This window comes from Microbacterium sp. ISL-103, from assembly GCF_018613995.1.
Classification (GTDB): domain Bacteria; phylum Actinomycetota; class Actinomycetes; order Actinomycetales; family Microbacteriaceae; genus Microbacterium.
Map to the genome: position 1 here is coordinate 1 of NZ_JAGGPD010000277.1, position 6566 is coordinate 6566.

8 protein-coding genes and 2 tRNA genes are annotated in these 6566 nt (G+C 66.2%); 2 read left to right on the forward strand and 8 right to left on the reverse strand.

The genetic code is table 11. The features are described 5' to 3' along the window. Together tig and J7E68_RS11010 are read right to left on the reverse strand one after the other, a co-directional pair. On the reverse strand, window positions 1–886 hold an 886-nt coding region (tig, locus tag J7E68_RS11005), incomplete at its 3' end, for a trigger factor (RefSeq protein ID WP_215172550.1). Between the two features lie 62 nt (window positions 887–948). Then, window positions 949–1022: transfer RNA gene (locus J7E68_RS11010), tRNA-Pro, on the reverse strand. 110 nt (window positions 1023–1132) lie between these two features. Between J7E68_RS11010 and J7E68_RS11015 the strand changes: the two genes are divergently transcribed. Next, window positions 1133–1203 (forward strand) — tRNA-Gly (locus J7E68_RS11015). 239 nt (window positions 1204–1442) lie between these two features. After that, window positions 1443–2534, forward strand: coding sequence for a hypothetical protein (locus J7E68_RS11020; protein ID WP_215172552.1), 1092 nt, complete (start codon window positions 1443–1445; stop codon window positions 2532–2534). Between the two features lie 72 nt (window positions 2535–2606). On the opposite strand, the gene J7E68_RS11025 is transcribed toward J7E68_RS11020, so the two are convergent. The 6 genes from J7E68_RS11025 to J7E68_RS11050 form a co-directional block, all read right to left on the reverse strand. Then, window positions 2607–2960, reverse strand: coding sequence for an RNA polymerase-binding protein RbpA (locus J7E68_RS11025; RefSeq protein ID WP_167942658.1), 354 nt, complete (start codon window positions 2958–2960; stop codon window positions 2607–2609). After that, window positions 2960–3208, reverse strand: coding sequence for a preprotein translocase subunit SecG (secG, locus tag J7E68_RS11030; protein WP_053096652.1), 249 nt, complete (start codon window positions 3206–3208; stop codon window positions 2960–2962). Before secG ends, J7E68_RS11025 begins: the two co-directional genes overlap by 1 nt. Window positions 3209–3289: 81 nt before the next feature. Then, the gene (gene tpiA, locus J7E68_RS11035) at window positions 3290–4084 is read right to left on the reverse strand and encodes a triose-phosphate isomerase (protein WP_215172554.1); all 795 of its coding nucleotides are present in this window, start codon (window positions 4082–4084) and stop codon (window positions 3290–3292) included. Further along, window positions 4075–5289 carry a phosphoglycerate kinase gene (locus J7E68_RS11040; RefSeq protein ID WP_215172556.1) on the reverse strand — a complete coding sequence of 405 codons (1215 nt, stop codon included), beginning with the start codon at window positions 5287–5289 and terminating at the stop codon, window positions 4075–4077. The genes tpiA and J7E68_RS11040 overlap by 10 nt, the downstream gene beginning before the upstream one ends. 10 nt (window positions 5290–5299) lie before the next feature. Continuing rightward, window positions 5300–6310 carry a type I glyceraldehyde-3-phosphate dehydrogenase gene (gene gap, locus J7E68_RS11045; RefSeq protein WP_215172558.1) on the reverse strand — a complete coding sequence of 337 codons (1011 nt, stop codon included), beginning with the start codon at window positions 6308–6310 and terminating at the stop codon, window positions 5300–5302. Window positions 6311–6425: 115 nt separating this feature from the next. After that, the coding region (locus tag J7E68_RS11050) for a Fe-Mn family superoxide dismutase (RefSeq protein WP_215172560.1) at window positions 6426–6566 on the reverse strand (141 nt) is incomplete at its 5' end.

Sequence of the window (6566 nt, forward strand, 5' to 3'; positions counted from 1 at the left end):
GCTCGAGAAGGGTCTCGACGAGCTTGTCGCGCGCTGCGGAACCCTGCGTGAAGACGCCCTGCTGGGAGACGCGCTCGGCGAGGCTCGCGCGGAGCTCGGCGATCGTGTCGAACTCGCTGGCGATCTGAGCGAAGTCGTCGTCCGCCTCAGGAAGCTCGCGCTCCTTGACGGCCTTGACGACCACCGAGACCTCGGCCTCGGAGCCGGCGTGGTCGCCGCCCACGAGAGCGGAACGGAACGTGGTGTCCTCGCCTGCGGTCAGGGACTCGATCGCGTCGTCGATGCCCTCGAGCAGTTCGCCCGATCCGACCTCGAACGAGACGCCCTCGGCGCGGTCGATCTCGGCGCCGTCGATCGTGGCGACGAGGTCGAGCTCGACGAAGTCACCCTTCGCTGCCGGGCGGTCGACGGGGACGAGCGTGCCGAAGCGCGCGCGCAGGTTCTCGAGTTCGGCGTCGAGCGCCGCCTCGTCCGCCTCGACGGCGTCGACCGTCAGGGTGATGCCGTCGTACGCCGGGATCTCGATCTCGGGACGGACGTCCACCTCGATGTCGACGAGCAGGTCGCCCGAGAAGTCCTTCTCGTTCGGCCACTGCGTGATGTCGGCGGCCGGGCGGCCCACGACGCGGAGCTTGTGCTCGACGGTCGCATCGCGGAAGAACTTGTCGAGGCCCTCGTTGACCGCGTGCTCGATGACCGCGCCACGACCGATGCGCTGGTCGATGATCGGAGCCGGGACCTTGCCCTTGCGGAAGCCGGGGATCTGGACGTCCTGAGCGATGTGCTCATAGGCGTGCGCGATGCTGGGCTTGAGGTCGTCGGGGGTGACCGTGATGCTGAGCTTGACCCGGGTCGGGGTCAGCTTCTCGACGGTGCTGTTCGCCATTCTGGTGTGCTCTCCTTGTGATTTCCGCGCTGAATCGCGGCTGTCAGGCCGTTGAAGCCATGTCGGGGCGACAGGAGTTGAACCTGCGACCTCCCGCTCCCAAAGCGGGCGCTCTACCAAACTGAGCTACGCCCCGGGGAATCCGCATGCAGATTCAGCCCCATCGAGTCTAACGGACATGAGCACCTCCGTCAGTCCGCTATGATCGATGAGTCGGCACAGACCGCAGGGTCAACCGCCGACATCGGGGCTGTAGCTTAGTGGTAAAGCCTCTGTCTTCCAAACAGATGATGCGAGTTCGATTCTCGTCAGCCCCTCACTCCGAAGGCCCCCGCAGAGATGCGGGGGCCTTCTCTTTTCTGTCGTATCCCGGCGATCATCTGGCAGAGTCGAGGTGTCCAGGTTCCGACCGGAGGTCCTCCACCGCATGCCCGCCATCGCCGATCGTGCTCACCCCTCGACGGGCGGGCATGCCCTGCCGGCGCATCTCGCGGGTTCTTCCCCGACACCGAGACCGGTATCAGCTCCGCGCCGTCGTGCACCACGGCGCGGCGTCGTGATCGGGGTCATCGGCGCCCTCGTCATCGCGGGAGTCCTCGGCGGGCTGCAGACGGCGTCGCACCTCGGGTACGACGATGCGCGCGCGCAGTTCGACGCCGCGCTCGCGAGCACCGAGAACACGACAGCCGAGGTGGGGCTGTCGACCGACGAGCTGAGCGCCGCCGCCGACACGGGTTCGCTTCTGATCGAGAGCGATTCGGGCGTTCTCTCCGATGCCGGGGCGAAAGAGGCACTGACGTCATCGATCGCACGCGCAGAGGACGCCACCGCTTCCGCAGAAGAAGACCTCGATCGCCCTCTCCCCTCCGCGGAGAAGAAGCCGAGCTTCTTCTGGGAGCTGTACGGTGCGACGGAGCAGTTGCAGAAAGACCTCGACGAACTCGACGACCTCGACTCCGCGTTGGCGACCCAGGCGCCCCGGATCACCGCGGTGACGGAGGAGCTGACCGAGGCGGGCGTCGCGTTCGTCGCCTCTGCCGCAGCCTCGGCTCCCGCGTTCGAAGCCGCGCACATCTCCGCACGCAACGACGATGTGATCGCTCTGCGTGATTCGGCTGCGACGGCCTCCGGTGCGATGTCACTCGACGACAGCGCGGTGAGCAGCTTCGTGGCTCTGCAGGATGCTGCCTCGCAGGTCATCTCGGGCGAGAAGTCGGAACTCGCTGAGAAGGCGGGGCCCCTGCAGAGCACGCGACTCGACATCGAGGCTTTCGCCCGGTCGCTCGCCCCCGGCGTGCTGTTGGAGTTCGACTGGAATCCGATCGTCAACGGTGCAGGCGACAACGGCAGCATGGGCGGACTCACCACCTGGTGGTGGGATGAACCCGATCGCGCGATCATCGAACTGTCGAACTCGGTCGCGGAGCAGTGGCCGGGCGACCGCAGCCGAGCGCTCGTCGCGCACGAGGTGGGGCACGCCATCAGCGTGAAATGCGAGGACTCCTACGACTCGTCGACGGCAGACAGCATCGAGAAGTGGGCAACGGCCTGGGCGATCAGCATGGGCTTCACCGACGACGCGAACGGCGTCTGGGCCTACGGCTACCCACCGCAGTCGTACATCGACGCCGCGGCCGGGTGCCGCTGAACGCGGGTCGCCCACACAGAAGAAGCCGCCGCGATCGAATCGCGACGGCTTCTTCGTGAAATCAGACCGAGGTCACTGCCCCCGACGCTCACGCAGCTGAGTGAGCGCATCTTCGAGGAGCTGGACGGCCTCCTCATCGGTACGCCGCTCCTTCACGTAGGCGAGGTGCGTCTTGTACGGCTCGGGCTTCGCGAGGGCGGGAGGGTTCGCCTTGTCACGACCGGCCGGGAGTCCCGACTGCGGGTGGTCGATCGTCTCGGGGATCTCCTCTTCCGGGAGCCCTGCGGCGAAATAACGGACGGTCTCGTTGCCGAGTCCATCCCAGTAGGACACCGCGATGCGGTCGGCGTGGTAGCCGTGGTCCTGCTCGCCCATGGGGCCGGAACCGACACGGGTTCCTCGGATCGCATTGCCGCCGGTAGCCATCAGATCACCTCGAACTTCGTGATGAGACCGAGCGCAACGATCGACACGAACCACGCGAGAGCGAGGATCACCGTGAAGCGATTGAGGTTGCGCTCAGCGAGACCCGACGAGCCCACAGCCGACGTCATTCCTCCACCGAACATGTCGGACAGGCCGCCACCGCGACCCTTGTGGAGGAGGATGAGGAGAGTCAGCAGGACGCTGGTTATGCCCAGCACCACCTGCAGGACGAACTCGAGAATTTCCACGAGGAAGAGCCTTTCGCTGGGGCAGGATTGCCCCGGTAACGGTCAAGTATACGGTGCGGCGGGGCCGGAGCCCCGCCACACTCACACGCCGACGTGCTTCTCGAAGCGGATGATCGCGGCGAACTCGTCGACCACGAGGCTCGCGCCTCCGACGAGTGCGCCATCGACATCGGGCTCTCGCATGAAGCTGGCGATGTTCGCCGCCTTGACCGATCCGCCGTAGAGGATCCGGGTGCGCGCCGCAGCGTCGTCACCGAGCACCTTGGCGATCACCGTACGCAGCACAGCGCAGACATCCTGCGCCTGCTGAGGCGTCGCCGCCTGTCCCGAGCCGATGGCCCAGACCGGCTCGTACGCCACGACGATGTCGGCATCCTTCGAGAGTCCCTGCAGGGCGGCTTCGAGCTGACCGACAGGAACCGCACTCGCCCCGAACTTCTCGAGATCCTCTGCAGTCTCACCGACGCAGATGACCGGCGTCAGACCGTGCTTCAGCGCGGCCTTCGTCTTGGCCGACACGACCTCGTCCGACTCGGAGTGGTACTCGCGCCGCTCGGAGTGGCCGATGATGACGTACTTCGCGTCGAGCTTGGCGAGGAATGCGCCCGACACCTCTCCGGTGTACGCACCGGAGTCGTGAGACGACAGGTCCTGCGCGCCGAGCGCGAAGGGGATCTTGTCGGCGTCGATCAGCGTCTGCACGCTGCGGATGTCGGTGAAGGGCGGGAACACCGCGACCTCGACCGAGCCGTCCTCGTGCTTCGCATCCTTGAGCGTCCAGTGCAGCTTCTGCACGAACGCGACCGCCTGCAGGTGGTCGAGATTCATCTTCCAGTTTCCCGCGATCAGCGGGGTACGGGCGTTGTTCAGGCCCATCCGAGCACCTCCAGGCCGGGTAGTTTCTTGCCCTCGAGGAACTCGAGGCTGGCGCCGCCGCCGGTCGAGATATGACCGAACTGGTCGTCGGTGAAGCCGAGCTGACGTACGGCCGCAGCAGAGTCTCCGCCGCCGACGACGCTGAGGCCGTCGACCTCGGTGAGCGCCTGCGCGACCGTCTTCGTGCCACCCGCGAACGCGGGGAACTCGAACACGCCCATCGGGCCGTTCCAGAACACCGTCTTCGATTCGCGGATGACCTCCGCGAATCGTGCGGCGGTCTCCGGACCGATGTCGAGGCCGATGCCGGCCGAGCCGAACGCCGTGTCCTCGATCGCGTCCGCAGCGGTCACTTCGTGCTCGGCATCGGCCGAGAACGAGGACGCGACCACGACGTCGGTCGGAAGCACGAGCTCCACGCCGCGCTTCTCAGCCTCCGCGATGTAGCCGCGGACCGTCTCGAGCTGGTCCTCTTCGAGAAGGCTGGATGCCACGGCGTGGCCCTGCGCCTTCAGGAAGGTGAACAGCATACCGCCGCCGACGAGGATGCGATCCACGCGCGGAAGCAGGTGCGAGATGACGCCGAGCTTGTCGCTCACCTTCGACCCGCCGAGCACGACCGCGTACGGACGCTCGGGGTTCTCGGTGAGGCGGTCGAGCACGTCGAGTTCTGCAGCGATGAGCAGTCCGGCAGCAGACGGCAGCAGCTCGGCGAGGTCGTAGACACTCGCCTGCTTGCGGTGCACGACACCGAATCCGTCCGAGACGAGGACGTCTCCGAGCTCTGCGAGCTGAGCTGCGAAGGCGCCGCGTTCCGCGTCGTCCTTCGAGGTCTCCCCCGGGTTGAACCGCAGGTTCTCGATGACGACGATGCCGCCGTCCTCGAGCGAGTCCACGGCCTCGTGCGCCGACTCGCCGACGGTGTCGCGCGCGAACGCGACCGGCTTGCCGAGAAGTTCCGAGAGCCGCTGGGCGACCGGGGCGAGGCTGTACTGCGGGTCGGGCGCACCGTCGGGGCGTCCGAGGTGCGAGCACACGACGACGCGGGCGCCCGCGTTGATCAGTGCGTTGGGGGTAGGCAACGAGGCGCGGACACGGCCATCGTCCGTGATGATCCCATCCCGCAGGGGGACGTTGAGATCACAACGGACGATGACGCGCTTGCCCTCGAGCGAACCCAGTGAATCCAGGGTGCGCAGAGTCATGGGAGGTGTCTCAGAGACGCTCTGCCACGTACTCGGTCAGGTCGACGAGACGGTTGGAGTAGCCCCACTCGTTGTCGTACCAGCTGGACACCTTGACCAGGTTGCCGCTGACGTTGGTCAGCGTCGAGTCGAAGATCGACGAGTGCGGGTTGTGCACGATGTCGCTCGAGACGATCTGGTCTTCGTTGTACTGCAGGAAGCCGGCGAGGCGTCCGTCGGCAGCGGCCTTCTTGTAGGCCTCGTTGACCTCTTCGACCGTGAGGTTCTCGCGGTCGGTGATCAGCGTCAGGTCGACGATCGAGCCGGTGGGGACCGGAACGCGGTACGACGAGCCGCTGAGCTTGCCCTGGAGCTCCGGCAGAACCTCGCCGATCGCCTTCGCTGCACCGGTCGAGGCCGGGGTGATGTTGATGGCGGCGGCGCGGGCGCGACGCAGGTCGCTGTGCGGGCCGTCCTGCAGGTTCTGGTCTGCGGTGTAGGCGTGAGCGGTCATCATGAAGCCACGGTCGATGCCGAACGCGTCGTTGAAGACCTGAGCCAGCGGCGCGAGGCAGTTGGTCGTGCAGGAAGCGTTGGAGATGATGTGGTCGGTCTCCGGGTTGTACGTGTCCTCATTCACGCCCATGACGAACGTGCCGTCGACACCCGTACCGGGAGCCGAGATGAGCACCTTCTTGGCGCCGGCCTCGATGTGCTTCTTGGCGAGCTCGGCCTTGGTGAAGAAGCCGGTCGACTCGATGACGATGTCGACACCCAGCTCGCCCCACGGGAGGCCAGCGGGGTCGCGCTCGGCGAACGCCTTGATCGTCTTGCCGTTGACCGTGATGCTCTCGTCGTCGTAGCTGATGTCAGCATCGAGGACGCCACCCACGGAGTCGTACTTCAGAAGGTGGGCAAGGGTCTTGTTGTCGGTGAGGTCGTTGACCGCGACGATCTCGATGTCCGCTCCCTGCGCGAGAGCCGCGCGGAAGTAGTTGCGTCCGATACGGCCGAAGCCGTTGATACCGATCTTGACAGACACTCAGGTCTCCCTGTTTCTCGTGCGCGGGGCGCAGCAAAAGTGCAGACGACATGACCGGGGGTATTTGGCTGAGATGGCGTCCCGACGAGACTGGGCCCGTCGGGACGCGACCCGATTACGACAGTACCAGCAGGCCGTTCGTCTTCTCGCGGGCTGCCTCGAAGCGCTGGGCGACGTTCTCCCAGTTGGCGATGTTCCATGCGGCCTTGACGTAGTCGGCCTTGACGTTGAGGTAGTCGAGGTAGAAGGCGTGCTC